This is a genomic window from Pseudomonas hefeiensis (assembly GCF_030687835.1).
Taxonomy (GTDB): domain Bacteria; phylum Pseudomonadota; class Gammaproteobacteria; order Pseudomonadales; family Pseudomonadaceae; genus Aquipseudomonas; species Aquipseudomonas hefeiensis.
In genome coordinates this window covers 2,692,303-2,717,615 of record NZ_CP117449.1, presented here as the reverse complement: position 1 = coordinate 2,717,615, position 25,313 = coordinate 2,692,303, and the positions used below count along the sequence as shown (strand labels likewise).

Below are 25,313 nucleotides of genomic sequence, written 5' to 3'. Positions count from 1 at the left end.
AACTGGGTAGAGGTGCTACCAAATGGCTCAAGCGACGCCCATTACTGTGCACAGTGGTAGCCAGGTAACACTCCCGGACAGGAGGGCGAAGAGGCGGTGTAGATGATCCAGGCATCCCGACTCAGGGGGCATTGCTGAACCCGGCGGCCATTCGGAATGGCGCACCAACCGGACAGGAGTTCCAGTCTAGGATGGCGCGCACCTTCGTACTGATCTTTTCCCTCTAGATTGTCCAGTAAACCGCTGCGAGATCGAGCAACCTATTTCCCGCCCTCGCAATTGACCATCCAGGCAATCCCGAAACGGTCTTCAAACATGGCGAAGCGCTCCGCCCAAAAGGTCTTCGCCAAGGGCATCTGCACGTTGCCCCCTGCACTCAAGCCATTGAACAGCCGCTCGGCCTCCTCCACGCTGTCGACGTTGAGGGAAACCGACACGCCTTGCGGCTGGCGATACGGCTGGCCGGGCGGGCAGTCGGAAGCCATCAGGCTGAAATTGCCCACGGTCAGGCAGGTGTGCATGATCAGCTCCGCGTCCTTGGGCATGCCGACGTCCTCCGGCGCCTCGGCAAAGGACATGGAAAACAGCTCGCCGCCAAGTACGTCCTTGTACAGCGCAAAGGCTTCCTTGCAGCGGCCGTTGAAGGTCAGGTAAGGAATGATTTTCATGCTTGGATCTCCTGTAGTCGGCTTCACGATTGACTGGACAACTGCGCCCGCAAGCGTTCTTCCTGCTCGCGCAACTCGGGGGTAAAGGTTTCGCCAAAATCCTCGGCTTCGAAGATCTGGCGGATCTCGATTTCACTGTCACTGATCATCGGATTCGGGCAGCGTTTGACCCACTCGATGGCTTCCTGCAGCGACTGGACCTGGAAGATCCAGAAGCCGGCAATCAATTCCCTGGTTTGCGCAAAAGGCCCCTCGACGACGGTCCGGCTCTTGCCGGAAAACTGCACGCGCACACCCTTGACACTGGGATGCAGCCCCTCCCCGGCGAGCATCACTCCGGCCTTGACCAATTCCTCATTGTAGGCGCCCATGGCGGCCAGCAATTCTTCGCTGGGCATCTGTCCGGCTTCCGATTCCGGACTGGCTTTGACGATCACCATAAATCGCATGCGCTTGTCTCCTGAGAGTGGATGGCTTAAGCCGCCCTTGTGGTGGCTCTACGGACTAATCGAATGGCAATGGTCGAAATCGACAGCCTGACGCAATTTTTTCTGGTGGCCCGCTTAAGTTGATCTACCCCTCAAATGAGGGGCGACTCGCCGAGCTGACCGACGGCCCTCCAAAAGCTATTCGATTGTGCGAGCAGAAGGGCTTGATCAACGAGCCGGAGCGTGGGGGGGCGATATCGCATCTACAATGCTCATCGCTTGGAAATCGTTCACCTGATCCCAAAAGCGAGATGATCTCAATATTTGTGCGACGCCCTCTGGCGGGGCTTCACAGTGGCGATTGTTGCAAAGGTGTAAACGGTGCATCGCAAACGCGTACCCGCAGGGCAGCTATAGTTAATGGCCTGGGGAAACACGAGAAAAACGATTTCGCAGGTGCCGCCATGAAACACACCGATCTGACGCTGGTGTTCGCCCTGTACCTGACCGTCACCAGCAGTGCTCAAGCGCAGGAAAGCCTGACCAGCACCACTGATTACAGCAGTGAGTTGCAGTACTATGGGGAGAACCAACCCTTCGCCCACCCCGTTCCGTTGTCCATCAGTACAGTGCCACCGCACGCGTATATCGCGGCACCGCCGCAGGATTTCATTCCGATTGCCAGCCAGCATGAGTTTTCCGACTCACGATTGCCAACGGTTGCGGACGCTACCGTTCGGGTGTTCATCCGCTCCTACGATGAGCAACGCGGCGTCTACATAAACGAAGAAGTCCTCGACCCCACCTGCCTACTGGCGTGTCTCAGTCGCCAGGGCCGGTCGCATGCTGCCTACCATTGACGCTTGTCCGGGCGTGCAAGGCCAAGTTTTTCGATCCGGTAACGCAGCATGTCGCGGCTCAGACCCAGAAGCCGAGCGGACTTGGTGACGTTCCAGTCGGTCTTGTCGAGCATCTTGCGCACCATGTCGCGTTCCACTTCTGGCAGGTTCATGGAGTCGTTGCCGTTGTAGACCGGACGCGGATCGATCTGTAGGGGTTCCTGCTGAAAGGCCATTGGCTCATCCACCAGGCTCAGGCAGACGTTCAACTGGTGGGCGGCGATGGTCTCGCTCTGGGCCAGCAGCACGGTTTGTTCAAGCATGTTGCGTAACTCGCGCACGTTGCCCGGCCACGTGTAACCGAGCAACAAGGCTTCAGCCTGATCGCTGAAGTGCAGGTGCGGTTTGCCATAGCGTTTACCGTGGATTGCCAGGAAGTGTTGCGCCAGCACCAGGATGTCGGCGCCTCTGGCATACAGCCGCGGCACTTTGATCGAGATGATGCGCAAACGGAAGAACAGGTCGCGGCGGAACTTGCCCTGCTGGACCATTTGCTCGAGATTGCAATTGGTGGCACTGATGACCCGCAAATCGACTTTGCGCTCCTTCACCGAGCCGACCCGGCGTATGGTTCGGTCTTCCAGCAGCTTGAGCAATTTGGCTTGCAGCAACAGATCCATTTCCCCGACCTCATCGAGAAACAGCGTCCCGCCATCGGCCGCTTCCACCAGGCCGACGCGACGATCCTTGGCGTCGGTGAACGCGCCCTTCTCGTGGCCGAACAGCTCCGACTCCACCAGGTTGGAAGGAATCGATGCGCAGTTGAATTCAATGAACGGGCCTTTGGCACGCGGGCCGTCAAAATGCAGGGCGCGGGCCACCAGTTCCTTGCCGGTGCCGGTTTCGCCTTCCACCAACACGGGCGGCAGATCGGTGTTGGCCATGCGACGCTCGGCGTCGAGCAACTGGGCGATGGTGCTTTTCAAGTATTGCATCGGAGCCGACTCGCCGATCAATGCCTGTACACCTGACTTCTGCGCCTCGCGCTCCTGATAGAACGACAGCGTGCGCTCCATCCGGTCAGTGGCCAGGGCCTTGTCTAGCAGCAGCTTGAGCTCCGGCAGGGCCACCGGTTTGGTGACGTAATGGAACGCGCCCTCTTTCATCGCCATCACCGCATCTTCGATGTTGCCGTAGCCGGTCATCATGATCACTTTCAGGTCCGGTGTGCTGATACGCAGCTTTTGGATCAGATCGTGACCGCTCATGCCTGGCAGAGAGTTATCGGTCAGCACCACATCCGGCACGATAGTGACCAACTGCTCCAGTGCGTCCTCGGCCGAGTGGCAGACTGTCACCTCGAAGTCTTTGCGCTCCAGGTAGGTCTGAATATTCTCAGCAAGGAGTTCGTCATCCTCGATCAGCAATATGCTGCGTTCCATAGTCCCCTCCCGTTGCCACGATGAAGTTGAGACTGACGCGGGTTCCCTCCTGCTCTTGGCTGGTCAGTTCTACCGAGCCTTCGAAACGCTCCATTATTCGTTTGACGAGGGCCAAGCCAACGCCCAAGCCTCCCTGTTTGGTGGTGAAAAACGGCTTGAAGACCATCTGTTGTTGCTGCTTGCTCATGCCTTTGCCGGTATCACTCACGGTCATCCGCACTAGACCCGACCGGGGTTGTTCAATATCGACGCTGAGTGTGCCGCCCTTGGGCATGGCCTCCAGGGCGTTGGCAAACAGGCTGTTGAGAATCTGGATGAGCAGCACATGTTGACTGACAACCGGTGGGCAGGCCTGCGGCGTGAAGCGCACCTCCACGTGCGAACGTCGGATCAGCGCGTCGAAAGCGCTCAGGGTATCGTCGATGGCCAACACCAGGTCCACCGTTTCAGAGTCGTCGCTCATCGGCCGCAACGACACCAGCAACTCCCGGACCCAGCGCGACATGCGGTCGACCTGGTTGATGATGTCACCGATGTTTTTCTGGGCGCTCTGACTGGCGATGTCTTGGACCAGTTCGGCGCTGGAGCGTATGTTCGCCAGCGGATTGCGCAAGCTGTGGGCGACAGCCGAGGACATTTCCCCCAGGGCGGCAAAGGTCTCGTTAGTGATTAGCTGCTTCTGCTGGCTCTGCAGCAACGTGGACGCGCGTCGCACGATCCAGAACAGAGTCAGGTAGATCACCGCGCCGCCGAGCAGGGTCGTCACCCAGATCGCCTTGAAGCCTCGCTGGATGCGCGCCACCAGATCCGCCGGCTCCTTGTAGATCTCGACCATGGCAATGACCTTGCTTTTGTCGGCATTGAACATCGGGATGTAGTTTTCGATGAACAGGTACTTGGGCGCTCGCAACAGCATCTGTTCGGGACGCTCCTCGTCGACCTGGTGATAGCTGGTGGAGACCGGTTCCTTCATTTCAAAGGACTCGTCCAGTTCTTCATCGCCTTCAACGCGCATGCCGATCATTTGTGGATTGGTCGACCAGACCACCGTGCGATCCAAGGCGTACACCACCGCTAGCAGCGTGTCCGGCAAGTGTTCGACATGATCGAGAAACTCTATACGGGCCGCGGCACGGGAGTCGGGGCTCACATCGGGATAGGCTTTGTCATCGCGGGGGTCAAGCATTTCACCCATGGTTCTTTGCAAGGCGATGCCGGCGTGGCGAATTTCTGCATCACCGATTGCCTGAATGAATTGCGCAGTCAGCATGGAATCACGCTCAATGCTTTCATCGACAACAAATCGCGTGGACACATACCCCAACCCCAGCGCCACGGCACCAATGATGAGAAAGCTTCCTAGCGAAAACCAGCGCAGCAGATTGAACTGTCCAATTCGACCCTGGCCTTCTGCTGCCGGTGAGTGCGGCGCAGGTACCTTTTTTTGTTGTTTCAGTATCTGCATGGGTCTTTTCCAGGATGCTTGCATCAAGCCTTTCAGCCATGCCTCGCATCAGTGTAGGTGGCATTGATCATGGCTGACGGCTTCATTGATAGTATTTCGCCGCTACTGCAACTGCGCCGCGTGCAGCGGTTGCTGAAGATCGGTATCTATCACTGGAGGACGCTCAAAGGTCTTAGAAGGCCGACCCGCTTGAAGAGGTACCGAGCTTTTCTGTCCATCACCAACCGCCTCGATTTCTCTGAAGGGGGTAGTCGTGGTTTTGCAAAGACCTCGCCAGATCTGCAACAGACTTACACAGAAGTATTAAAGCTCAATAAAACAAAGGGTTATAAATATGAATGCACCGCGACCTGGCAAAACGACTGGGGCTTGGTCCCCGCTAACGGGGAAAGTTCACACCCATTTCAGGGAATACGTTTGAACAACAGGCGGACACTGGTTCCCTCGCCTTCCCGACTGCCCAGGGCCACCGCGCCGCCAAAACGTTCCATGATCCGCTTCACCAACATCAGCCCGACACCCAGCCCGCCTTGCTTGGTGGTGAAGAAAGGCCGGAACGCCATGCTGCGCTGTTCCTCGTTCATGCCTTTGCCGGTGTCGCTCACGACCATGCAAATACCCCGGGTATCGGTGGGCTCCAGTGTGATGGTCAGTGTGCCGCCCCGGTCCATCGCTTCCACGGCGTTGGCCAGCAAACTGTTGAGGATCTGCGTGAGCTGCACCTGCTGGCTCAACACCATCGGCGTCTCCTGCGGCTCGAACACCACCTTCACTTCGGCCTTGGCAATCTGATGTTCGAAGGCCATTAGGCTGTCATGCAACGCCGCCACCAGGTTCACCGGCTCGGCCTCATCATTGAGCGGGCGTAACGACTGCAGCAGTTCCCTGATCCACTTCGACATGCGGTCCACCTGACCGATGATGTCGTTGATGTTCTTGTGGGCCGGGCCACTGTCGAACTCCAGGGCCAGTTCGGCGCTGGAACGGATGGTCGCCAACGGGTTGCGCAGACTATGGGCAACCGCCGAGGACATCTCCCCGAGCGCCACGAAGGTTTCGTTGGTGATCAGTTTTTTTTGTTGCGCCGCCAGCAAAATGGCTGCCCGGCTCACGATCCAGTACAGCCCTAAATATATCAATCCGCCGCCCAGGATCGTGGCCAGCCAGATCAGCACCAGGCCGCGCTCCATTCTTTCGATCAAGTCCTTGGGTTCCTTGTAGATCTCGACCATCGCCGTGACCGTCCCGCCATCGGCATCGAACAGCGGAATGTAGTTCTCAATGAAGATGTACTCGGGGGGCGTGATGAACTTCTGCTCCATGCGGCTTTTGTCGGCGTTGTGATAACTGGCCGACACCGGAGTCTTGGAAGAAAAGGCCTGGTCCAGGTCTTCGTCGGCATGGATCGTGGTGCCCACCAGTGCCGGGTTGGTGGACCAGATCACCATGCGGTCAGGGGCATAGATGTTGGCCAGGATCACGTCTGGCAAGTGTTCGATATGGTCGAGGAACTCACCGCGGGCACTGGCGCGGGCCATGGGGTCAACCTCGGGAAAGTCCCTGTCCTTGCGCGGGTCGAGCAACTCGCCCATGGTCCGCACGTTGGGGATCGAAACATGGCGCACCTCGGCCGAGGCAATCGCCTGAATGAACTGGGACGTGAGCAACGCATCGCGCTGCACGCTCTCGGTGATCACGAACCGCGTGGACACCGCACCCAGCGCCACGGCCACCGTACCGATCACGGCCATGCTGATGAGCGAGAACCAGCGCAGTAGATTGAACGGCTGCTGACGCGAGTTCAGGCGGATATCGTCCTCTTCTTTCTGGAGGGTTGTGGCCTGACTGGTCATGGATGCTGTCCCCGGAACGCCCTATAGGGTTATAGCCCACTGTCCGGCCTTTGCCCGACTTCGGGTTTTATCCCCCCCACCAGCCCCCGCCTGACCCACTGCCCCCAGCCACCCCCAATGGTGGGGACAGTCGCCCGCTTCCGCGCTTGGCGCCGTGCTGCCGTTTGCGCGCTCCACGCCTTTACTACGGGCCTCTGCCGGCCGTAATGAAAGATTGGTATGGAAGTTGCCGAAGCCCTCTCAACTGACCCATCCCTACGGGCAGGTACTCTGATAGAGGGAATACTCATGCACCCTTTACTGTCCAAAACGGCGGCCGCCCTGGTCGTCAGCGCTCTCGCCCAAAGCGTTGCCCAGGCAGCGCTGTTTGCCGTCGACCCCGGCCCCTATGTGCCCGCCAACGGCTCGTTCGCCGCCTGGTATCAGGACTCCCATGGTCGAACCCTCGACCTGTGCCTGTCCAAGGCGCTCAGTTCGCGGGTCCCGAGTGCTCCCGGCGCTCCTTCGTACATGTGCCTGTTGGGTGCGACCCCCGGCGTTTTCGACGACACGCAGCCGATCGTTTTCCCGAGCAACTTTCCCGATGAGGCGTTCTGGTTCACCGGCGACGGCTCAATCGTCGATGCCGCACGGGGCATCGACCTGACCTATGTCAGCGCCGTGGAGGCCGCCTTCGCCGCTGAAGAACCGGTAGAAGGCGACCAGGTCAGTTTTGGCCGCATCCGCATTCGGGTGGACGTACCCACGGCCGGCGTCTACACCATCACCCACCCCTACGGCGTCGATATCTTTGACGTTCCCGCCGGTGGAACTCGCGCCATCAACATGACCCGCGACATCGGCATCGGCACGCCAAAAACCTACGACGGCGCGCTCAAGAGTGACATCGGCCCGTTCCTGCGCAGCGTCAATGGCCCCTACACCGAGACCAACCCGGTCACCGGGTCGGCCGAGCAATTCGTTGGCGATCCGAACCTGGAAGAAGCCTTTACCGGCAGCCCTTTCAATACCAACTACATCCGCATCGAAGGGCCTAACGGTCTGGACTTGCGCACGACGGTCATGGCCATTTCCGGCAAGTTGTCGACGGTGGTTCGCCCCACCCCGATCATTGCCGAGCGCAGCACTTACTCGCGCAAGGCCGGTGAAAGCGCTCCGGTGGCGCAGCAGGACGTATTCGTCATGGCCCCGCCGCCACCGGCCACCGTGACCCTGGACAGCAACAGCCCGGTGCTGAACCTGACCGAAGCCGACACAACCGGCCACTGGTACGCCCAGTCCGCCACCAACCCGACATTGCCGAGCACCTTGCAGGTGACCGCCGACAACCACTTGGCCATCCCCACCAGCACGCCGACCACGATACCCATGGCGCTGACTGACCTGGTGGTGATCTCGCAGGCCCAGTACAGCCTGAGCACCGGGCAGATCACGATCGTGGCTTCGACCAGCGATGAGACATCCCCACCGGTCCTCACAGCCACCTCCGGAACAGGTGTTGCCATCGGCTCTCTCAGCGGCGACGGCGCAGTGAAATCCCTGGCGACCGGTATCTCGCCGATTCCACCGGCCAAGGTTCGAGTGACGTCATCCAATGGCGGCAGCGACACCGAAGAAGTGGTCATCGTGCAATGAACGCACTCATGCCCAGATCCTCATCAGGAGGCATCATGAACAAATTGCCACGCCTGGCGCTCAACGCCCTGGGACTGACTCTATCGCTGTCCGGCAGCGCTTTCGCGCAGCTCAATGCCGTCGACCCCGGCCCCTACACCTTCGCCACCGGGAAATTCCCGATGTGGTATCAGGACAACAATCTGCTGTCACTGGAGCTGTGCCAGTCGCGGGCGACCAGCTCACGGGCGCCTGGCGCACCGGGGGCGCCATCCTACATGTGCATCCTCAATCCGGAACCCGGGGTTTACGACGACACCCAGCCGATGGTATTTCCGGATAACTGGCCACCGGAAACGTTCTGGTTCCTCGCCGAAACCACTATCGCCGATGTCGGCGGCTATGGCGTCGACGCTTATGTGGCCGGGATCGAAGCGGCCTTCGCCGCGGAAAACCCTGTCGACGGCGATCAGGCAAGCTTCGCGCGGATTCGTCTGCGGGTGAACGTGCCTGTCGCCGGGACCTACACCATCACCCACCCGTACGGGGTGGAAACGGTCAACGTCACCACGCCGGGCCGTCGGGCGATCAACATCACTCGCGACATCGGCATTGGCGCACCGGGCAATTTCTCGGGTGCCCTCAACGGGGAAATCGGGCCCTTCCTGCGCAGCGTCAACGGCCCCTACACCGAAGTGAACCCGGACACCGGTTCCATCGAGACTTACGTCGGCGATCCGAACCTTACCGAAGCAGTCACCGGCAGCCCGTTCAATAACAACTTCCTGCGTGTGCAGGGCCCTGCCGGGACCATCCAGACCACCCTCTTTACCGTGTCCGGCAAAGTCCTCGACAACCGTGCGCAAACCCCGGTGGAAATCGGCCGCGCCACCTACCGCCGCACTTCGTCAGGCCCAGGCACCAGCAGTACGCGGGTCGAAGTGTTTGGCAATTCGACCAACGGCTCCAGCCTGTGCTTTCGTGAAACCGTGGCCCTTGTGCCCGGACCACCGCAGACCCCTTGCCTGACCAACATGCTCGGCGACAACAATGGCCAGTTCTTCGGCCAGCGCCTGACGGGCTCCACCGTGCCTTCGGTGGTGGTGGTCACCGCCACCAACCCGGCCAGCACCACCCGGCCGACGGCAGTATCGAGCAAGGTCACCGACGTAGTGAAAGTTCAGACCGCTCGCTACAACTGGAGCAATAACAGCCTGCTGATCGAGGCCACCTCGTCCGACGAAGTGGCAGTGCCAGACATGGTCGTGCAGGGTTACGGACGTCTGTCGAAATCCGGCACCCTGCAACAACTGACCATTGCCGACCTGACTCAGCCACCGGCTAGCGTCACGGTCAAATCCGCCTCCGGCGGCAGTGACACCGAGCCTGTTGTGGTGGTCGGGACTGCTCCGGAAAACGGTGAGAACCAGGCGCCGCTCTCGGTCGCCGACACCGGCAGCACCAGCTTCGGTGTGCCGCTGACCCTCAACCTGCTGGCCAACGACAGTGACCCCGACGGCGACACGCCGCTGAGGCATCACTGCGCTGACCCAGCCGGCGGCCGGGCAAGGCACCGTAGCATTGAGCGGTACGACGTCGGTGGTCTACACCCCGCCTGCCGTGGTCAATGCACCGCTGACAACGACCTTCACCTACAAGGCTCAGGACGTCAAAGGCCTGGCTTCGACCGCTCCGGCGACCGTGACCATCACCGTGACGCCTAACCAGTCTCCGGTGGCCGTCGCCGACAGCATCGCAACCCTGGGCGTGTCGATATCGATCAACGTACTGGCCAACGACACCGATCCGGAAGGCAACGTGCCGCTCGCCGTCGCCAGCCTGACCCAACCGACAGCCGGTCGCGGCACCGTCACGACCGACGGCACCGTCATCACCTACAACCCACCGGCCACGGTCACTACGGCCTTCACCACGACCTTCACCTACATCGCCCGGGACAGCTTCGGCGCCCAGTCGACACCGGCGACGGTCACGGTGCAAGTCTCGCCACGGCCTGCCGCGGAAACCTTCACCGTGACTACGGCTGCTGTATCGGCCCGCTCCAATAACCGCTTCACCTGGGACTTTGCGGGCACCTCATCGGTGATCACCGGCAACACCATCACCGTGCAGGTCACCACCCCGACCGGGTTGGTAACGCTGGGCAGCACCACCGTGCCAGTGACCGGTCGCTGGAGGTTGTCGGTGAACAACAGCACCACGGTGATCCCGTCCGCTAATCCGACGGCAACCATCCGCTCGTCCCAAGGCACCGTGCGCACCGTGACGGTCACCTCCAACTGAGCCCTCGCCCCACCCGCCGATTCGGTGGGTGGGGCCGGCCTCTCCCCACAGGACATCACCATGAAAACGTCGACCACCGCCCTGCTCTGCCTGCTTCTGCTTTGCAGCAGTGCAGGCGTGCGCGCCGACGATTTGATGGAGAACGACGACCTGGCACCCTCCGCCGACCTCGGCGAGTTGCCTCCACTGGTTGGCCAGCACGCGTTAATCGACCAGAACGGCCAAGCCAACGTGGCGTTGGTGCAACAGAACGGCCAGTCGTTGCTCGGCACCATCGTCCAGTCGGGCAGTCATCAGGAAGCCTGGATCCTGCAACAAGGCAGCGACCTCATGGCGATGATCACCCAGCAAGGCTCCGGCAACGCCGCCTCAATCACGCAGAACGGCAGCCACAACCGCGCGCAGATTTCCCAGAACGGCAATAACAACGACGCCCGCATCGACCAGGCCGGTACGGGGCTTTCAAGCGCCGTAACCCAGTCGGGAAATGGCATGAGCGTTTCGGTCAAACAATATCGTTAAAGCACTGCAGCACTTGGAGGTTTCATCATGTTCAAACTGACGCCCCTCACCGCCGCCATACTGGTCATCATCAGTGCCCAGGCACTGGCCGACGACAGCGTTTCCACCCAGGCCCAAGTTGGCACCGCCAACATTGCCGAAGTGAAACAGACCGCGGCCCCGTTCAGTACCGCAACCCAACAGCAACTCGGTCAGGGTAACGATGCCATGGCGGTGCAGGACACCGCCACCGGCACCATCACCCAGGATCAGGTGGGCGACTTCAACGCCGGATACGGTGAGCAACTGTTCGAAAACGGCAGCACCATCGTCCAGGCACAGGTCGGCACTTTCAACATCAGCCATGCCAGCCAGTCGATCGGACTGGGTGAAAACCAGGCGCTGCAACAGCAGCAGGGCAGCGGTAACTTCTCGTTCATCTATCAGGAAAGCCAGGAAGCCACCAAAGGCCAGACCTTCCAGGTCGGTGACGCCAACGAGGCCAATATCGAGCAGATTCAACCGGGCATCGCCAACAACGCGACGGTCATCCAGTCCGGCACCGCCAACTACGGCACCGCCGAACAGATCGCGCAAATGGGCGGCGAGATCGGCATCAACCAGTCCGGCGAAGGCAACTATGCCTATGGCGACCAGCGCGACGGCAACGGCGGCATCATGACCATCAACCAGTACGGCGACTTCAACGCCAGTGAAGTCTGGCAAGGTGGGCAAACCGCCAGCGAAGCCACCGTCAACCAGTACGGGCAAACCAACGAAACCGTGGTCGACCAGAGCTTCGGCGCAAACAACAACGCCCAGGTCCTGCAAGTCGGCGACGTCAATGCCATCTACGCCGATCAGTTCGACTCGGTCGGCTCGGTGCTTGCGCTGTACCAGCAAGGCACCGGCAACGTGCACTTCACCTACCAGAGCGGCGACAGCCATGTGCTGAACGCCACCTCCGAGGGAACCGAAAACAAGGTCTACGCCAGTAACTGGAAAGGTCCGCAACTGGGCGGTCAATTCGGCAGCAATCAGCGTGCGACCGTCACCCAGGCGGGCAACGGCAACATCGCCAGCTTCACACAGGATGGCGCCGGGCACATCATGACCACCAACCAGTCCGGCACTGGCAACAAAACCACAATCAGCCAGGCCGACTCTTACAACGAGCTGTACTTCGACCAGAACGGCAGTGACAACATCCTGATCGCCGACCAGCGCGGCACCACCAACCTGGCTCAGGGCACCACCAACGGCACCGGCAACACCACCGAGTTCGACCAGTCCGGCACGGGCAACCAGGCGTTCACCACACAGCTGTATGGCAGCGACAACATGATCACCGTCAAACAGGCCGACACCATGAACGTGGCGTATGTGACGCAAGGTGGTACCGGCAACACGGCCAGTGTCGATCAGAGTGGCGTGACCCAGACGGCAACGATTCAACAGATGGGTGCTGACAACCTGGCGACGGTGCTGCAGCAGTAATCGCAAGGCAAAGAAAACCGCGGCCCTCGGGGATGGGTCGCGGTTTTTTTTTGCCTGATGGAGATGTGTCTAGCTTGAAGCGGTCATCATTGGAACGATCCCGCGGTCGACCTGATGAACGCGTACTGTGGCGAGAAAGCATGCTCGCGCGAGGTTACGGAGCAGATCCAAACCCGGCAGCCGTGCTCACCGACACTCTGCGTCTTGGAGTTAAGACTGCTTCATTCGGTTCCAAGCGAAGGGGGGCAGTTCCAGGCGGTTCGGAACCCGGGGTAAACGGAAAACCCGGCAGACCTGAAGGCTCGAACCCAGGTCAAAGGCCGTCTCGGTTCACTCTTGCGCATCCTCAGGCACAACCTTGCTCTGAGTCAGGTAGCGATCCAGCGTCGCATTGTTATCAGGTGAAGAGTTATCCCCCGCCACCTGCCACAGATGCCGCTCGATTCCCTGGGCCAAAAGATGCCCCACGGCCGCCTCGATCGCCGACAACACACACAACTGTGCCGGCTCGTTCGTGGTGTACCCGACCTCAGCCTCAAGCAACTTTTTGAACTCGATAAACTTGAACACCCCGGCACTGCGGGCCACCGAGTAAATCGTCTTGCTGGTCATCACATTCGCCAGCACCTGCCCACTGCGTACATCCACCGCACGAAGGTTCACTGACACCTGATCCACCCGATACTCCCGGGAAATATCGATCCCCAGGTACCGCGCCCCTTCCCCGCCACTGCGCACGTTGGTGTCATAGGCAATGATCCCACCCTCCAGCATCAGGTTCGCCGCCTGCAACGGTGGCAGTTCACCCTGAATATTCACTGGCGTATTGGGCTTTTTCTGCGAAGCGCGAATGATCTTGCGCTCGGTCAGCAGGTTCTGCAGTCCTTCACGCTCTAGCACCACAAACCAGCCGCTGGCCTGCAACGCATCCATCAACATGCTCGCCGCGCCCTGGGTCACGCTGGTCGAAAACGAACTGGCCGGGGTCGGTTTGTACTGCCCGGTCTGATCCCGGAAGCCGTACACCACCGCCATCAACCGGCCCTTGGGTCGTGGCATGTTGATCAAATCGTAATAGGTCGAAGCCCGAGGTGTCAGAGTCGGTGCTTCAGTGTCCTGCTCGGCGCCCACAGGCTCGCGCAAGCTACACCCTTGCAACGCCGCCAACATCAGCCCCAGCGTTATTATTTTTTTCATGTCCGTCTCTCCCCATCGACCCGATCCCCGTCAAGGGGCGAGCCCATTCACCTGGATTTCCGAAATTTCACCGGTTGCTCGGTCGGTCACTTCAATGGTCAGTGCTCCGGAGTCGTCGACGACATTGACGATAAAAGCGTCGGTGGACAGGCTCCCTGTGTTGCCTGTGGAAATGTTGTCCAGCAACTGCCCCAGCAGTCGCGATTGCAACTGGCTGGTGAAGCGTTCGAGCGCCGAAGCCCCGGCCACCGACGTGCGGTTTTTCAAGTCTGGATCGTCGTAGTCATTTTGCGACTGAGCGTTGTTCAGCAACCAGGTGCCGTTCAACGGGTTGCCGCCGAACGAGGGGTTGATGGGCGTGTAAACCAGCTCTGTGGCCTGCACCAGGCTGCAACTTCCCAGCCCGATCAACCAGAGCCCGAGGTTCCGTGAGACAGTTTTCGTTTTCATAATTCGTCCCTCTCAAGGTCCGTGGTGTCCTGCAACAAGGCTTCCAGTTTGTGCTGGACAATCTGTCTGCGAACCCAGTCGGCGGCGTCATAGGCCTCGGCCTTGAGTTCCACGGTGTTCGGTGGCAGGAAGCGCCGATAAACCAGTCGCTCCTGATATTCCACGGTCACCAGGCTGCCCCAGCGTGCCGAAGGTCGTTCGCGTACTACCAGGTTGAAATCCATCGGGCTGGTGGCGCGCAGGCGTTCACTGAACGAGTAGTAAAAGTCGTGGCCGATGTGCGAGATGGTGTCATCGACGATAAAGCCCTTCATTTCGTCCTCCTCGCTAGCGTTCACGAACATCGCCACACACCCGAGGATCAGGGCCGACAGCCATGGGCGGTTCATGGCGACACTGCCTGAGGCGATCCGGACTGGCTTTTCACCGGACCCGAGGCACCATCGAGGAAGGCTTTCTCGGCCACGAACTGCCAGTCCTTGTAGCTCGTCATGCCGGTGAAGTCCGACCACTGGCTGGGAAAATCCGACTGCTTGAGCGGCAGGTCCGTGGCAGGACTGCTGAGGCCAGTGATGCGCCCATCGAAACCGCGCATCAAGGTCCATTCACCGCCACCAATCGGGTCGGGGTACAGCTGGCGAATATGATGTTTAGGCGTTGGAAAACGCTCGTCCTGCAACAGGTCTTCAAGCTCTTTCGGGTACTGCGCCAGCCCCGGCGAACTGCGGTAATAACTGCGCAATGCCTGGGCGTATTGAGTACCGACCCACAGCAACTGACGTTCGCGATCGCGGCGTGAGGCGGTTGACCACAGCTCACCGGCGCTGGCCAGGCCCATGCCAATCAACATGATCAGAAACAACACGCCCAGGTAAGTGAACCCGGCCTCGCTGGCGGGCTTACCACTCGGAATAAAGGCTGCCATCACGCGCCCTCCCTGCGGCACCGCTTTTGATATCGGCAACCCCGCCTGGTACGCCATCCGGCGGCGCGACCAGAACCCAGAGGTCCTTGCGTTCGGAGATCGGGTCCATCGGCGGGTTGCGCAAGTAGCGCTGCTCCACCAGTTGCTCCAGGGAATCGGGATAGCGCCCGGTGTCGCCGTAGTAGTGATCCAGGGCTTCGCGCATGGCCGACAAACTCTGGCGCAGTGTGGTTTCTTTCGAGGCCTCGAGGCTGTTGAAATAACGCGGCAAGGCGATGGTCATCAGGGTCGCGATGATTGCCATGACCACCATCAGTTCCAGCAGGGTAAAACCCTTCTCCCGATGCATGATTTCACCACTCTCGGTAGGCGATGCCGTTGAGACCCTTGCCGCGCGCATGGGAGTAAACGTCAAAGACGTCTTCGCCCTCCCGCGGGTTCTGAGCCGTGCTGTCGTAAGAGCGCAAGCCCCAACCACCGTCGTCGTCACGTTTGACCGGCGTCAGCGGGTCATGCGGCACACGCCGTAAAAAGTAGAACTTGGCACCTTTGGTGCTGCGCACATCACGCACGCCTTCCACCAGCACGTGCAGGTTCGGTGGATAGCCACTGCTGTTGAGCGACTTTTCGATATAACCGGCGTCGAATGCGCGTTTGTAGGCGTCGATGGCGTCGCGGATCTGATACAGCGCCGTGCGCAATTCCTGTTCTTTGCCCCGGCGCACCACGGTTTCGGTAAGAGGCGCGGCCATGCCCGCCAGCAGGCTGATCAGGGCCAGCGTCACCACGACTTCGATCAAGGTAAAGCCACGCTGCAAGGCGTTCATGATCAAGGCTTCTCGACGACAACAGCGGTGGAGTTGACAGCAACCGGCCGCTCGAGGTGTTCATTCTGAGTCGGCGCTTGCATCCGGCGATCAGGCGCCTGGATGTGCATGCTCGTTTCGGTGCCGGTCGGGAACTCCATGTCCGAAGGGCTCTGATACGGCAGGTTGCGCACGATCCGTGGGGTAATGGAGAGCACCAGTTCCGACTTGCCGACAGTGTCCTTGTTGCTGCCGAACAACCGACCAAAGCCGGGAATGTCGCCAAGGCCCGGGATCTTGTTGCCCGTGGCGCCATGGTCATTGCGCATCAGGCCGGCAAGGATCTGGGTTTCGCCGTCATGCAGACGCAGGGTGGTCTGGGCGTTACGGGTGTCGACCTGAACCGGAATCGTACCTTGACGGGTCGGTTCCAGCGGCGTCGCATTACTGACTTCCAGGGCGATCTTGATCGCCACTTCGTTGTTCAAATGCACGGTAGGTTGCACTTCAAGCTTCAGACCAACGTCCAAGTAGGTGACGCTCTCGGTGATAACCGGCCCCTGGGTCGAGGGTACCGAGGTGGCGCTAATGATCGGCACACGCTGACCGATGTGGATGCGCGCCTGTTCACGGTTGCTGACCCGGATCACCGGGCTGGCCAGGGTGTTGATGTCGTTGTCCTGGGCGTTGATCTTGGCCTGCGGCGATGGCGAAATGCTGATCCGGCCGGAGTTGATGCCTTTGAGTTGATCGAGCAAGGTCACAGCCGAGCCGTCGCTGTTGACCACGCCGAAGGTATTCGGCCATTGCAAACCAAGGTCGAGGATGCGTTGGGTGGCGACTTCCATCACCTCCACTTCCAGCACCACTTCCGGGTTGGACTGGTCTTGCGATTGCAACAGTTTCTCGGCCATGCGCACGGCGTCTTCGGTATCGCGCATGGTCAGGGTGTTGAGGCGCTCATCGACGAACACGTCACGGGTCTTGAGCATGGTCTTGATCATGTTGAGCGCGGTGTTGGCATCGATGCTGGTCAGGTAGAACGTGCGCATCACCAGCTCCTGATAATCCTTGAGCTTCTGCGGCGAGTCCGGGTAGATCAGCAAGGTGTTTTCGTTCACCACTTTCTGATGTAGCTGGTTCTGTTGCAGCAGCAGTTCCACGGCGTCTTCGATGCGCACGTCTCGCACGAAGATGGTCGCTTTCATGTCGGGGCGCAGGTCCTTGTCGAAGATGAAGTTCAAACCGGCGACCTGGGACAGCACTTCGAAAATTGTTTTCAGATTGGCGTCGCGAAACTCCAGGGTCACCGGCCGGTCGAGACGGGTGCGCAGTTGCGGGTAAGCGATCACGTTGCGGCTTTGCACCAGACGGATATTGCTTTGCAACTCCAAGGCGCCTTCACTCTTGGGGTCAAGTTCGAGGATCTGTTTGACCTGGCGATCGGCGCCGTAGATGTCGCCGCGACGCAGGTCGCCCCGGGCCAGTTCGAGTTTGTCATCGAGACTGCGCATGTGTTCGAGTTGGCGCAGGGAATCCTGGGCCCGGCGGTTGTTGGGTTCGAGGGTCAACACCCGGCTATACGCGATGCGTGCCGAAGCGAAATCACGCTGGGCGCGATCCATGTCGCCCTGGGTCAACAGCGCCGTCACTGCACGGGCACGGCCGCTGGTCAGGGCCAGGTGCAGCTCGGTGTCGCGAGGATTTTCCCTCAGCCCTTGCTCAATACGTGCCAGGCCGGCTTCGTACTGCCCCGACTCCATCAGGTCGCTCCCCTCCTCTTTGGCAACCTGCGCCGAGCTGCATGCAGCCAGCCCTGCACACAGGCAAAGGCTCATCAGCGCTCCTATCGTATTACGGCATGATCTGATCATTGCGTGCTCCCCACAGACAAGGTCTGGGACAAATGCAAAGGCAGGTAGACAAAGCTGAGTTCCACATCGGAAATCCCCTCGATCCGCCAGGTGTCGTCGATCACATCCCCTTTGCGCACGACGTATATTTTTTCGCCGCTCTGCAAGAACACTTGCAGGTCGGAACGGTCATGGAGCTTGCCGACGAACTGGAAAGGCATCGGCGGTGCGCTGGGGACTTGCACCACCGGGGTTTGGTTGACGGGCTGTTCGGTAACGGTGGCCAGTGTCGGTGTAGCCTTCCAGCTACGGGCGGCGAACAGGTCGCCAGACGGGCTCAGGTCCTTGATCACTGCAGGTTTGCCACTGGCTGAAGCGGCCGGTAGCGTGCCGCGGGTTGTGCTTTTGGCGGGCGTAGCAGCGATCGCAACCGTCGCATCGGTTTCGTCCGCCGGCATGAAGTACTCAGGCCCCCAGGTCAGCGCCGCGGCCACACCGAAGAACGCCACCCAACCCACTGCGCGTTTGGTAATCATCATGACCTCGACAGGTATAGGGTCATGCGAATTCGCCCGGTCAGGTTGGTATCGGCGATTTTTTTACGCTGAAACTCCACGTCCTCCACCACCACGGCTGGCAACTGGCCGAGCAACGCGTGCAGGAAACGCCGCAACTGCGGGTAGCTGCCGCGTACCGGCAGCAGAATCTGATAACGCGCCAGATGAGTCTTGGGGTCGATACCCAGTGAATATTCACCGCGGGCCAGGGTGATGTGCTCCTGGGCTGCCAGCGCGTAGATCTTCTCGATGGCCACGGTGGCTTGGGGCTGCGACGGCAACTTGCTGCGGAAGTCATCGAGCTGACGCTGCGGCACCACCGGGGCGGCGACACTGCCGTCTTCAACCTTGGCCAGGTACTCGCCGGCTTCACGGGTCTGCTGGCTGAGGGTTTGCAACGACCTCCAGTCCGGCATTACGCCACCCAGGGCCCAGACCAGCGCCAGCGGCAATATCGCCAAGCCTGCCAGACCTGGCACGCCCAGGCCTTGGAGGTATTCGTGGACGATCAATCTAGGGATTCGCATCGCCGATCTCCCAGCTAGCCGACAGGTTGAATTGCACCGGTTGCTCCGGCGATTTCACGACGATTTCGTGGCTGAGCAGCGACACATCAGAGAGTTCATCGCTGGCTTCGAGGCGCTGGTGGAAGTCGAGCATCGCTTCCAGATCCCGTGCTTCGGCGCTGATGCGCACCTGGCCCTTGCGGGCATCCGGGGTTAGAGTCAGCAAGGCAATGTTGTCACGGGGCATGGCTTCAAGCATGGCGAACAGGCGTTCCCAGGGCCGACGCAACTGCTGAGAGACCTTGCGCATTTCCGCCAGGTTCTGGGCTTGTTCGCGGGTTTCGGCCGGGCTCAGGGTGACTTTACTGCCGGTGTCGCCGGTGAGTTCGCGTTGGGCGTTTTGCAGATGGCCTTGCTGTTGCCAGGCCTGTTCGGCGACGTTCTGCTGGGCGACGAAACACCCCACCAGCAGCACCACGCCGCCCGCCAGCAGGCTCCAACCCAATCGGCCCGAGCGACGGTGCGGCTGAAAGTCGAGCATCAGGGCGCGCATGTCAGGCAACCGCCCGGGACATCAAGTACAAGTAATCGTGTACGGCGGTCCGGTCTTCTTCGAGAGTGCGCAGGTGCACACCGGGTACGTCGGGCTGCACCTCGATGCGGGCGGGCGCGTGCAGGTAAACGTTCAGCGGGCGCTCGCTGGTGGAGGCCTGCAACTGGCGTTCACGGCCGATCAGCGCGTTCAACGCGGCGTCGCTGTCGCTGCTGCCCGCCGAACGCACCGAGGTCCAGCGCCCTTCCCTGGCCAGCAGCAGGACGCTGCGCACCGGCTCGGCGACCACAAACAGGAAGTCGCCGGCGTCGAGGCTTTTATCGAAGTGATTGAACGCCGCCATCAGATACGGCTGCACCGAACGCAGGCGCAGGCCACGATCGCTGACCAGGCGGCGCAGACGCACCAGCAAATCTTGCGGCAGCGCCGTGGCGATCCGGTCGTAACCCGCAGGTTCGGCCGACAGCACCATGTCCCAGGGCTGGGCCGGTACGCCGTAGAGGTCTTCGAAACACAGTTGGGCAAACCCGAGCTGCTCGTCGGGGCTAGTGATTTGTTCGCTCCAGGGCACCAGGCAGAAGCGGCTGAAGTGACCGGAGACCACAACGCTCAGTTGCGCACCGACCGACGCGTGTTCGCCGAGCAAACGGTCGAGGGTTTCCAGGGCGACGGTCCAGGCGTGGAAACCTTCGTCGATACAGCCGACGCTGCCCAGCCACAGGGTGTCATCACCTTTGCGCTGGCCCAGGCCGACACCACTGGCGCCGAGCACGGCGACATAACGATCACGAGACAAAAGTGACACGATTGATCTCCTCGAGCGTGGTCCGCCCATCAGCAACCAGTTCCAGCGCCGACTCGCGCAACAAGCGCAAACCACGTTTGCAAGCGTGTGCCTTGATTTTCGAAACGGGTTGGCGCTCGACGATCATTTGCCGCAGTTCGTCGTCCAGGTGCAGCAGCTCGGCAATCGCGGTGCGCCCGCGATAACCGGTACCCCGGCAATGGCCGCAGCCTTTGCCGTGGACGAAGTGGTAATGATCGACCTTCTGTGGATCGAGCCCGCAGAGGCGCAATTCTTCGTCGGTCGGGGTGATCGGGGCGCTGCAACTGGTACATACCAGGCGGATCAGCCGCTGGGCCAACACGGCGTTAAGGGCCGAGACGAGGCTGTAGGGATCGATTTCCATCTGAGTAAATCGGCCGATCACATCGAACACGTTGTTGGCGTGAATGGTGGTGAATACCAGGTGTCCGGTCAGCGCCGATTGCACGGCGATCTGCGCCGTATCGGGGTCGCGGATTTCACCGACCATGATCTTGTCCGGGTCATGGCGCAGGATCGAGCGCAGGCCACGGGCAAAGGTCAGGCCTTTCTTTTCATTAACCGGGATTTGCAGCACGCCCGGCAGTTGGTATTCCACCGGGTCTTCAATGGTGATGATCTTGTCCACACCGTGGTTGATCTCGGTGATCATGGCGTAGAGCGTGGTGGTCTTGCCGCTGCCGGTCGGGCCGGTCACCAGCACCATGCCGTAGGGTTCGGCGGCCAACCGGCGCAACTGGCGCAGGGTATCATCTTCAAAGCCCAGGGCCTGCAATTGCACGCCGCTGACTTTGTCCGCCAGGTCCTGTTTGTCGAGCACCCGCAGCACCGCGTCTTCGCCAAAAATGCTCGGCATGATCGATACCCGGAAGTCGATCTGCCGGCCGCTGATACCGATCTTGAAGCGACCATCCTGAGGCACGCGTTTTTCGCCGATGTCCAGTTCAGCCATGACTTTGACCCGGGAGATCACCTGCTCGGCGAACTCGCTGCCCTGGATTTTGCTGATGCTGTTCAGCACGCCGTCGATCCGGTACTTGATCACCAGGCCGCTGCCGGTGGTGCCCAGGTGGATGTCGCTGGCGTGTATTTTCAGCGCGTCGTAGAGGGTCGAGTTGACCAGCTTGACCACCACGCTGGCGTCTTCGCTGATGCTGGTCAGGGACAGGCTTTGCAGGGTATCGGTTTCGACATTGGCGTCGGCCTGGGCGTTGAGCGATTCCACGGCGTGGAAGCTCTCTTCGTGACGTGCCAGATAAGCTTTCAGGTCGTCGGCATGCACCAGGTATAGCGGCGCGCCGTGCAGGCAGTCGTCGATCCAGGCCAGACGAGCCGAGTCGAACGGGTCGGCAAACACACCGATGACCGCATCGTTGTGGCGCAGCAGGATGAATTCGCGCTTGAGGCATTGAGCCAGGGTGACCCGGTCGAACACCGGGGTGGCTTGAAACAGGGTATCGGTGTCGAGCACCGGATAATGCAGGGTAGCGCCCAGGCACTGGATGAAGGGCATGGGGGCCAGCTCGCACAACACCCCGAGGGCCTCCAGGACCCGCTCGCCGGAATGGGTTGCCCGGACCCGGGCCTGGGCCAGTTGTTCACTGCAAAAGCGAGACGGTACACATTCCAACAGCGCCGGTTCTACGGCAAGGGATAGACGGTCCATGGCATGCTCTCCAACGCCGGGGGCTTTGAGCCCTGTCGACGCGGCAGGCCATTGCGGCGTATGCCGGAACGTCTTGTCGCGCCACTACTCCCCGGTGAGCAATTGTTGGTCGTCTGATGCCTTGGAGGTCGATGAACTTCGTCGACGATCCGCCAGCACCCAACTGCCATCGTACAACTGCAGCGGGAAACTTTCGGTCTTGCTCTGGCGTCGTTCGACGAATCCTTCGGATGGGCTCGCGCCGGCCCGGTGTTCGCGCTCCATCCCCAGAAGGTCAACGACTGCACGGGCCAGTTCCGCCAACGGAAACGGTTTGAACAGGATATGGCTGACTCCCAGTTGCCGGGCCCGCTCACAGACTTCAGCGGTTGGGTGCCCGGTAATCAGCACAAAATGGCACTCCCTGTTCTGGCGGACGGCATTGAGCACCTCAAAGCCTTCCATATCGGGCAAGCGGTAATCGAACACCATCACATCGGGTGAAAAACTCTTGGCTTCGCCAATCGCGGCTTCACCGTTGTGAGCGATCCGAACTTCCAGCGCTTGCGCCTGCAGGTAACCCTGGAGGTTTTCCGCAAGAAGCTGTTCGTCTTCAACAACCAATACTTTGTTCAACAAGGTGGACTCCTTGAAACCGCAGGTCCGATATTCGTGCCTGGGAGTACGCGCCTTAATTAGGCTAACGCACACTTCATGCCAGACTGAGCGCCGGTTTTCGACCGCTTCATCTCTATGATTTTCATGAAAAAATCTTTTCGTTCAGGAGCGCCGTCCCCCAAAGGCGGGGAAGCGCTCGGATTTGCCCTGAAGCATTCCCCACATTTGGGGGGGGAACCTTCAATCGTCGTCATTGCGCTCGATTCGATTGCTTGATCGCAACTGCCCCAGAATCTGTGAACGAGCCTGGGATTTTTGCTGTCGGGCAAGGTAAGCCCGAACCATTTCAAGCCCCTGAGATTCTGAGACATCGGCTGCATCCTCGTGGTTCTGCAGATAAATCAAATGCCAGCCTAACGGCGTGCGTACCGGCGCACTGACGGCCCCCGGCGCCAGGGCAAACGCCGCAGCTTCGAACTCCGGCATCATGCGCCCACGAGGAAAATAGCCCAGATCCCCGCCTTCGCTGGCAGAAGCATCTTCGGAGCCGGCCCGGGCAACGCTGGCAAAGTCCTCGCCCTGGCTGATTTTCACCCGCATCTCATCTAAGCGTAGCCGGGCTGCTTCAACTGCGGCGGCATCGGCTCCATGAGGTACTTTGACCAGGATGTGCCGCGCCTGGATCTGCTCAGGCCGGCTCATCTCGGCACGGTGTTCTTCGAAGAAGGCGCGAACCTGTTTTTCATCCGGTTCAGCAACCTTGATGAGGTCGGCAAAGACTTGCTGAGCTGCGAGTTCGCGGCGTGTGTACTCGGTAAAACTGGCTTCATCAAAACCGGCGTCTTCAAGCCGGCGGGCGAACATTTCGGCACCGCCAATCGCTTGCCGGGTTTGCTCAACCTGGCTTTTTACCACTTCATCGTCGATCACTACCCCGCGCTTGACTGCTTCCTGCCACAGCAATTCCTTGTCGATAAGGGCATCCAGCGCTTTGTGCCGCAATTGCCTGTACGCCCTGGGGTTGCGAATGCTACCCACTGCACGACCCTGGTCCTCCAGGTATTCGGCGAAATAGCGCTCAAGGCGGAACTCGGAAATTTCCTCACCATTGACCCGCGCGGCAGCCGGGCCGTTGCTGCACAACGCCATGGGAGTCCATATCGTCAGCAGAATCAGCAACGTCTTGAGTTTCATCGTCAGGCCTCCCGTCAGGGTGTCGCGGCAATGGGTTTGTACGGTGCGACCAGAAAGAAGCGCTGGCCGGGTAAATCTACGGTGACGATATGAGCACCGCTCAAGCCCAGGCGGCGGCCCGGACCGAAGCTGATTAGCGGGGTCAGCCCGGTGTCGAAATCGTGCAAACCTTCCAGGACACTGATGAGTTTTTCGCGGCTGGCGTCGTGCCCGGCCTGCTTCATGCCTTCGCTAAGCAGCAGCATCGAACTGTAGGCTGCGACTTGCAGCACCGCGTGCTCCTCGCCAAGCCCCTGGTGTTCGCGCAGTTGCGTCAAGGCCAGGCGCCCGGCCAGCGTCCAGTCACTGGGTACAAACGGATAGGCCAGAAACACCCGCCGGGAAAAACCGCTGGGCAATTGAAACAGATCGCCTGCCACCTGATTCGACGCGGCGAACAGGTAAGGCACCTGCCCCGCCGTTTGCAGGCGCTCGGCGAGGCGACTGAAACCGACGCCGCTGCCCAGGTAAAATATCGATCGAGAGCCCAGCGGCAGCTCCTCCTGCGCCGAGTTGTAGTCCCGCAGCCGCACGTGCTGCCAGGCGCGACCTTGCAGGTACTGGCCGAGGTTCTGCGCCGCGAGCCGTTGGCCCGGCTCGTCCGGGTAGACGATCAACGTCGGTCCCTGGAGTAAGCGCAAATTGGTGGAACCATAGTCGGCCAAGGCGATCAGTTGCTCGCGCAGCCCTGACAGCGGCTCGAAAATCTGCCGACTGACCGGGGCCATGCCCTGCAGCGAGAGGGGCCCGATCAGCGGAATGCCGGCGCGTTCCAGCCGCGTGACCAGCGCTGTGTCGAGCGCAGGTGCCAGTGGCGCGATCAGGGCGAATACCTGTTCCTGCTCAATCAAGCGGTCCAGCGCCTGTTCGGCACTGACGCGGTCCGGGCCTGGATCGAGAATGGTCAGGCGCAATTGCCGGCCATGGATCCCGCCCGCCTCGTTAATCCGCGCCACGCTGCCCCTGAGCACCGCTGCCACCGTGGCGCCCTCCACGCTAAGCGGCCCTTGCCTCGGCAACAAACTGCCCAAGTGCAGGTTGTCGGCGGTCAACCCTGGATCGCGATCATCGGTCACGCGCTTGAGGTAAGCCGTGAGGTTGCGCTGATCATTCATCGACAGCACGAATCGAGGCATCGCCGGATCGAGCCGATTGTTCGCCGAATCGCGCCCTCCCTGGATCGCCCGGGCCAGAGTGCCCTCAGTGTAGGCCGGGTAATTGCGACCGTTGATCTGCCGTTGACCGTAACTGCTGGAGAGCCGCGACCAACTGATGTCCGGCGGCCGTACCCCACCTTCGGGCCGTCCTTGGGCATCGGCGCCATGGCAATTGGCGCATGGCAGGCTGGTGGCGGGCAGCAGCATGTCCGCCGCGCCCACCCGAGCCATGATCGGCTCACCGTTTCCAGACACGCCCTCGCGATACAACCGTTTACCAGCGCTTTCGCTGGGGCTCAGCGCCAACGCATGGGCGCAGAAGCTGATGCCACCGATCAGTAGCAGGCCGAGGACGAGGGCAGCTTTCATGACGCGT

General features: G+C 60.5%; 24 protein-coding genes and 1 pseudogene. 5 read left to right on the top strand and 20 right to left on the bottom strand.

Annotated elements, in window-relative coordinates:
* Positions 1-260: 260 nt before the first annotated feature.
* Together PSH57_RS11985 and PSH57_RS11980 are read right to left on the bottom strand one after the other, a co-directional pair.
* Positions 261-668, bottom strand: coding sequence for a VOC family protein (locus PSH57_RS11985; protein WP_305389696.1), 408 nt, complete (start codon positions 666-668; stop codon positions 261-263).
* Between the two features lie 23 nt (positions 669-691).
* Entirely contained in the window at positions 692-1,117 is a 426-nt protein-coding gene (locus tag PSH57_RS11980) for a YciI family protein (protein ID WP_305389695.1), read from the bottom strand.
* A gap of 443 nt (positions 1,118-1,560) precedes the next feature.
* Between PSH57_RS11980 and PSH57_RS11975 the strand changes: the two genes are divergently transcribed.
* On the top strand, positions 1,561-1,956 hold the full coding sequence (locus PSH57_RS11975; RefSeq protein ID WP_305389694.1) for a hypothetical protein: 396 nt from the start codon (positions 1,561-1,563) through the stop codon (positions 1,954-1,956).
* On the opposite strand, the gene PSH57_RS11970 is transcribed toward PSH57_RS11975, so the two are convergent.
* The 3 genes from PSH57_RS11970 to PSH57_RS11960 all read right to left on the bottom strand — a co-directional run bounded on the left by PSH57_RS11970 (position 1,947) and on the right by PSH57_RS11960 (position 6,695).
* Complete coding sequence (locus PSH57_RS11970) at positions 1,947-3,377, bottom strand: sigma-54-dependent transcriptional regulator (protein ID WP_305389693.1); 1,431 nt, start codon at positions 3,375-3,377, stop codon at positions 1,947-1,949. The two genes, PSH57_RS11975 and PSH57_RS11970, sit on opposite strands and share 10 nt — an antisense overlap.
* Entirely contained in the window at positions 3,346-4,842 is a 1,497-nt protein-coding gene (locus PSH57_RS11965; protein WP_305389692.1) for a sensor histidine kinase, read from the bottom strand. Before PSH57_RS11965 ends, PSH57_RS11970 begins: the two co-directional genes overlap by 32 nt.
* Before the next feature lie 404 nt (positions 4,843-5,246).
* Positions 5,247-6,695: a sensor histidine kinase gene (locus PSH57_RS11960; protein WP_305389691.1), complete on the bottom strand. Its 1,449-nt coding sequence runs from the start codon at positions 6,693-6,695 to the stop codon at positions 5,247-5,249.
* Between the two features lie 288 nt (positions 6,696-6,983).
* Between PSH57_RS11960 and PSH57_RS11955 the strand changes: the two genes are divergently transcribed.
* From PSH57_RS11955 to PSH57_RS11940, 4 genes and pseudogenes are all read left to right on the top strand, one after another.
* The gene (locus tag PSH57_RS11955; protein WP_305416611.1) at positions 6,984-8,330 is read left to right on the top strand and encodes a hypothetical protein; all 1,347 of its coding nucleotides are present in this window, start codon (positions 6,984-6,986) and stop codon (positions 8,328-8,330) included.
* A 35-nt stretch (positions 8,331-8,365) separates the two neighbouring features.
* Positions 8,366-10,613: pseudogene (locus tag PSH57_RS11950) on the top strand (Ig-like domain-containing protein).
* 60 nt (positions 10,614-10,673) lie between these two features.
* Complete coding sequence (locus tag PSH57_RS11945) at positions 10,674-11,135, top strand: curlin (RefSeq protein ID WP_305389689.1); 462 nt, start codon at positions 10,674-10,676, stop codon at positions 11,133-11,135.
* Positions 11,136-11,162: 27 nt separating this feature from the next.
* The gene (locus PSH57_RS11940) at positions 11,163-12,611 is read left to right on the top strand and encodes a curlin (RefSeq protein ID WP_305389688.1); all 1,449 of its coding nucleotides are present in this window, start codon (positions 11,163-11,165) and stop codon (positions 12,609-12,611) included.
* A 330-nt stretch (positions 12,612-12,941) separates the two neighbouring features.
* Here PSH57_RS11940 and PSH57_RS11935 read toward each other — a convergent pair whose 3' ends face one another.
* From PSH57_RS11935 to PSH57_RS11865, 15 genes are all read right to left on the bottom strand, one after another.
* A complete protein-coding gene (locus PSH57_RS11935) occupies positions 12,942-13,808 on the bottom strand; it encodes a CsgG/HfaB family protein (RefSeq protein WP_305389686.1) in 867 nt (288 codons plus the stop codon).
* Positions 13,809-13,838: 30 nt separating this feature from the next.
* Positions 13,839-14,258, bottom strand: a complete 420-nt coding sequence (locus tag PSH57_RS11930) for a curli assembly protein CsgF (RefSeq protein WP_305389684.1) — start codon at positions 14,256-14,258, stop codon at positions 13,839-13,841.
* Entirely contained in the window at positions 14,255-14,647 is a 393-nt protein-coding gene (gene csgE / locus PSH57_RS11925) for a curli production assembly/transport protein CsgE (RefSeq protein WP_305389683.1), read from the bottom strand. Before csgE ends, PSH57_RS11930 begins: the two co-directional genes overlap by 4 nt.
* Positions 14,644-15,183 (bottom strand): type II secretion system protein, encoded by a 540-nt coding sequence (locus tag PSH57_RS11920; RefSeq protein WP_305389681.1) that lies wholly within the window; start codon positions 15,181-15,183, stop codon positions 14,644-14,646. Before PSH57_RS11920 ends, csgE begins: the two co-directional genes overlap by 4 nt.
* Positions 15,158-15,532 carry a type II secretion system protein gene (locus PSH57_RS11915; RefSeq protein WP_305389679.1) on the bottom strand — a complete coding sequence of 125 codons (375 nt, stop codon included), beginning with the start codon at positions 15,530-15,532 and terminating at the stop codon, positions 15,158-15,160. Before PSH57_RS11915 ends, PSH57_RS11920 begins: the two co-directional genes overlap by 26 nt.
* A 4-nt stretch (positions 15,533-15,536) precedes the next feature.
* Positions 15,537-16,010: a type II secretion system protein gene (locus tag PSH57_RS11910; protein WP_305389677.1), complete on the bottom strand. Its 474-nt coding sequence runs from the start codon at positions 16,008-16,010 to the stop codon at positions 15,537-15,539.
* Between the two features lie 2 nt (positions 16,011-16,012).
* Positions 16,013-17,863: a secretin N-terminal domain-containing protein gene (locus PSH57_RS11905; RefSeq protein ID WP_305389675.1), complete on the bottom strand. Its 1,851-nt coding sequence runs from the start codon at positions 17,861-17,863 to the stop codon at positions 16,013-16,015.
* Positions 17,860-18,378 carry a hypothetical protein gene (locus PSH57_RS11900; protein WP_305389674.1) on the bottom strand — a complete coding sequence of 173 codons (519 nt, stop codon included), beginning with the start codon at positions 18,376-18,378 and terminating at the stop codon, positions 17,860-17,862. Before PSH57_RS11900 ends, PSH57_RS11905 begins: the two co-directional genes overlap by 4 nt.
* A complete protein-coding gene (locus PSH57_RS11895) occupies positions 18,378-18,926 on the bottom strand; it encodes a GspMb/PilO family protein (protein ID WP_305389673.1) in 549 nt (182 codons plus the stop codon). The genes PSH57_RS11900 and PSH57_RS11895 overlap by 1 nt, the downstream gene beginning before the upstream one ends.
* On the bottom strand, positions 18,913-19,458 hold the full coding sequence (locus tag PSH57_RS11890) for a PilN domain-containing protein (protein WP_305389671.1): 546 nt from the start codon (positions 19,456-19,458) through the stop codon (positions 18,913-18,915). The genes PSH57_RS11895 and PSH57_RS11890 overlap by 14 nt, the downstream gene beginning before the upstream one ends.
* A 1-nt stretch (position 19,459) precedes the next feature.
* Positions 19,460-20,263: a hypothetical protein gene (locus tag PSH57_RS11885; RefSeq protein ID WP_305389670.1), complete on the bottom strand. Its 804-nt coding sequence runs from the start codon at positions 20,261-20,263 to the stop codon at positions 19,460-19,462.
* Positions 20,244-21,950: a GspE/PulE family protein gene (locus PSH57_RS11880; RefSeq protein ID WP_305389669.1), complete on the bottom strand. Its 1,707-nt coding sequence runs from the start codon at positions 21,948-21,950 to the stop codon at positions 20,244-20,246. Before PSH57_RS11880 ends, PSH57_RS11885 begins: the two co-directional genes overlap by 20 nt.
* An 84-nt stretch (positions 21,951-22,034) precedes the next feature.
* Entirely contained in the window at positions 22,035-22,568 is a 534-nt protein-coding gene (locus PSH57_RS11875; protein ID WP_305389668.1) for a response regulator, read from the bottom strand.
* Positions 22,569-22,787: 219 nt separating this feature from the next.
* Positions 22,788-23,741 (bottom strand): peptidylprolyl isomerase, encoded by a 954-nt coding sequence (locus PSH57_RS11870; RefSeq protein ID WP_305389666.1) that lies wholly within the window; start codon positions 23,739-23,741, stop codon positions 22,788-22,790.
* 14 nt (positions 23,742-23,755) lie between these two features.
* Positions 23,756-25,306 (bottom strand): cytochrome c/ABC transporter substrate-binding protein, encoded by a 1,551-nt coding sequence (locus PSH57_RS11865; protein ID WP_305389664.1) that lies wholly within the window; start codon positions 25,304-25,306, stop codon positions 23,756-23,758.
* Positions 25,307-25,313: the final 7 nt, after the last annotated feature.